Source organism: Vibrio sp. OPT46, assembly GCF_015163535.1.
In the GTDB taxonomy this organism is placed as follows: Bacteria; Pseudomonadota; Gammaproteobacteria; order Enterobacterales; family Vibrionaceae; genus Vibrio; species Vibrio alginolyticus.
In genome coordinates, this window is record NZ_JADDYG010000006.1 from 1 (window position 1) to 3,785 (window position 3,785).

A 3,785-nucleotide genomic window follows, 5' to 3' on the forward strand; every position below is an offset into this window, starting at 1 on the left:
TGCTAATAACTAATGGCGACTGGGAAGCCATCCCTTTTGGCGGCTTTATGGAAGTGGGCAACGTTATAGGTGTAAGGCGCCTGAAGATAATGGATGTGTGTGCGCTGTGTTCTGATGATGACGGTCACAAAATCGTTTATACCATTCCGAGAAACCACTACCTCGTGGGTACTTACCTAAATGGGAAGTGTTTCATCTTGCTTTATGATGGTGAAGTGAAACACTACCTAGACAGTAACTCTGATCAAAACAATAAAAACAATGTGGTTTGGTTATAAGTCAGAAATGTAAGTCCACAAGTAGCTTGAAAAAGCAAGACATCACTTGCTTAATGCAGACTGTTGATAACTCTCGGCTCTAGATTCAAATGTTTGTGCAAAACTAGCAAGTTGCTCACAATCATAATGAGCATCAGGATCAACAATCCCTAACAAGCAATACTTATCTACTGTATGTACAGAACTACAATAGATTAGGTAAGTATCCGACGTTCTAAACTGAAACTTGAGTATATTGGGACTTACTACACCATCTTTTTCATAGAGCCAGTCATGCTTTGTTCTATCTGTTGATAAAATTCTAGTTCGCCTTAGCGGCTCATATGGTTTGAGTTTCTCTTTACGATTTGGACTGTAGAGATGCATCCTACCTATCCTAGAGTTGACTACAGAACTGGGTCTGCTCATAGGACCGAGCTTGCCTTTGAACCAACACCTTCTCTTTTGGAAACGTAATCGGTCCGCCGTGCTTAACTTTGGCCAAGACCACATTATCTGGAAAGCTCGCAACAAGAGCTTGCCCGAAATACCAAAATGGATTTGGCTGTAGTCATCAATGTCCTGTTGAGCTAATGGGTGAATAACTACTTTTGCAGGTAATGACTGAATATCTTTAGTACTGAAAGAGGGTAAATGATTTGTCAAAATAAAACACCAAAAAATAGGTACAGAAATCCACTCTGGTTATCTGAAGCTAAATGCTCAGAGGTAGCTGTGATACGAGCTTTCCTCTTCGTGATCATCATCTAACATGTCTTCAAAGACAAGGAGCTCTAAACTTTTCAGATCACCACTTACTCTTACCAAACGCATGTTCAGCATATAAAGTCCTTCATAAACGCTTCTCAAGGAATCTCTAGGCTCACTGTAGGTTCTGAGAATCTCTTGAGAATGATTCATATGCTTATAAACTTTCTCCTGAATGGCATCTATAGACATAATTGCTTCAATAAGATCTTTATGCTCAAACGTAACAATATTTTGTGAATCACTCTGTTCCACCAAAATGTTGTATAGTTCAGATAAACTTAGTGATATTTTGTCAAGTTCTTTTAAACACATGTCATATTGCTGTGATGTATAGGCACTCTCACCTGCCACCTCTGCGTTAAAATGCTGAAAGATCTCGCCATCAGTAAAATCGGTATAGGGAGAGAAGCCATTCTTACCTAAGTCTGACTCTTGCTCACCAGAAAAAACGAAAGTATTAGATGCAGATATACTCAAAAAGGTGACAACCCTCATTAAGGTATCTTTGATCTTGTAAAAACTAGAACTCATCGCTCAATCACTCTTAGAGTTAACACAAAAGAGTCCATACGTATGGCATGTATGAAAACTATATACACTATAGCTTGATACTAACATATCTCCTCTATACTTTGACCTACAATTATCGCTAGTCTGCAAAAACACGCGCCATAACTGATAAGCGTATCAACGTTCCTCTCTATGACAGAGAGATAGTACTACCTAGACAATAATCCCTACCTCTACGCACTAAGAACAATGTGGTTTAGTTATAAGAATACTCTAGCTAGTACTCTTTACTTCTTTTTTTTCTTTCTGAATATCTTGCTTTTTCTCATTGGTTATTGGTCTACAAACTACTGAAGTTGAAAGTTTTTTCGCACTCTCATCATTTGCTCTATCAATACCTGCACGGGAATTACAGAGAATAATATCTTGATAAGTTGGCGGAGGATTTTTAGCTCTTTCTTTTTCAACCTCATAATAAGCAGTAACTTCTTTCTCTAGTATAGGAAGAATACTATCCATCATATGTTTCAAATCGTCTTTGTAGGAGTCATAAGAACTTCTACCATTAGCGGTGTTTACCGAGTTTACACACAAATGGTAAGACGCATCCCTGAACAGTTGAACCGTATGTGCCCTTTTATACAACTGATTTACGTGACGAGCGAAGTTACTAGCAAGTTCAGCATTTACCTCCTTGCCTTTTGAAATATTTGCTTCCAATGCCATAGCAATTGCAGAACTAATAGAGTCAGCAACCTCAGGAGGTGGTTCTGAGCAAAAGCTTCCTGTTTTCAGATTCGCGATTATCAATCGCCGTTGGGCTGTAACCGCTACGGTACCAATTTCTTGTTCACGTGTATGTGATGTTACAAGTTGGTCCTCTACAACGTGACGATTATAGAAAGAGTCGATAGTACTTGAGCAACCCATTAAAAAAGATATTGGAACCATAAACACTAATCTCGGTGACATCTTTATCATCTCGGACCTCCATCAGAAATTAAATAGAAGTATAGTCATAATCACCCACATATGAAATCATGCTCACATAGAATTCCAATTGCAGGAATAATATGTTTAGGAATTAAGTGCTTAAAAACACATTTTGATTACGGCACGTAGTTTACATCGGGACAAATAGCCAACATTGAGAAGAACGTGACCACTAAAGCTGACCTGGTAAGAGATTTTTGGTAAGCCCCAATTAAATTAATAGTGAGCAAAACTGGAAAGAAATGGAGAGAAATGGATATATTCCTAGGAATAGAACCGACTTATATAATATGTCAGTTCTACTCGTAAAATAATTTTTTGGGGGCAGGTTAAGTTCTAACTAATTTAGACTCTTACCCCACCTCTACAAAGATCAGCGCCCTATTAACCGCTTATTTCTGAGGCCGCGAACCTTTAGCTACTTAGTAGTGAACTAACCAAAAGTGCAGTACTCATAAAAAGTTTATAAACATAGGTTGAAGCTTTAGGCGCTTGTTATAAGCTAGCTGCGTGTTCGTAAACTCTTTCGCGTTCCTTCATTACAATCTTTAACTGCATATCGCGCGGTATCGCATTGCTAGATTCAACATCGTTGTTCGTTATATGCAAAAACTCTTCGTAACGAGTGTTCATAAATACATCAAAAAAGCCATTGTGAGGTAGTTTGGTTGATTTTTGGGCAAGAAGTGCTCCATAAATTGCAACCTGTGGATTAGCCAACTCTGTACACGCCTTTTCAAATGTGTCCCACACTACACTTTGCTCTGTATCTTGATCAAACATATCGTAAATCTCTGGATAAGAAACCGTTCTTTTGCTCTTTGCTGCGCCTAAAAGTATCTTCTTCAAAACTTGAACTTGCGAAAGTACACTCATATTTATCACTCATAAAAACGACAATCAACGAGGATACCAGCAAACAAAAAAGTTCAAAACCTTTTTATCTCAATACCTTAAAAAGCCTTTAACAGGCTAAAATCTGTTTATTGCCCCTTACGATACTGCCTTTATGTGGCGCACCAATAGATAGTCAATAGCTTAATAGGAAAGTAAACAAAGTTAGCGTGTTAAATAGAACACACTTTTAGTGCAGCTGACTTCAAGACTACTTCGAACAACCTTAATTAGTGGGCTTGACGGATTGATTTCTAATTCATTTTCTTACCCCACCGCCCCAACCATCAGCGCTCTATTAATCGTCTCCTTCACATGCCACAGCTGATCGCCGTGTTGGTGTTCCCAAGTGTTCATATC

At 38.5% G+C, this 3,785-nt stretch carries 5 protein-coding genes; 1 reads left to right on the forward strand and 4 read right to left on the reverse strand.

What is annotated here, in order from left to right:
• On the forward strand, window positions 1–278 hold a 278-nt coding region (locus tag IQR33_RS01260; protein WP_228013699.1), incomplete at its 5' end, for a hypothetical protein.
• A 42-nt stretch (window positions 279–320) separates the two neighbouring features.
• Here the strand turns inward: IQR33_RS01260 and IQR33_RS35800 are convergent.
• From IQR33_RS35800 to IQR33_RS01280, 4 genes are all read right to left on the reverse strand, one after another.
• On the reverse strand, window positions 321–770 hold the full coding sequence (locus IQR33_RS35800; protein WP_374045104.1) for a type II toxin-antitoxin system YafO family toxin: 450 nt from the start codon (window positions 768–770) through the stop codon (window positions 321–323).
• A 210-nt stretch (window positions 771–980) separates the two neighbouring features.
• Window positions 981–1,559 carry a hypothetical protein gene (locus IQR33_RS01270; protein WP_193843445.1) on the reverse strand — a complete coding sequence of 193 codons (579 nt, stop codon included), beginning with the start codon at window positions 1,557–1,559 and terminating at the stop codon, window positions 981–983.
• A 252-nt stretch (window positions 1,560–1,811) separates the two neighbouring features.
• Window positions 1,812–2,519, reverse strand: coding sequence for a hypothetical protein (locus tag IQR33_RS01275; RefSeq protein ID WP_193843446.1), 708 nt, complete (start codon window positions 2,517–2,519; stop codon window positions 1,812–1,814).
• A 507-nt stretch (window positions 2,520–3,026) separates the two neighbouring features.
• Window positions 3,027–3,407, reverse strand: a complete 381-nt coding sequence (locus tag IQR33_RS01280) for a hypothetical protein (protein ID WP_172563580.1) — start codon at window positions 3,405–3,407, stop codon at window positions 3,027–3,029.
• Window positions 3,408–3,785: the final 378 nt, after the last annotated feature.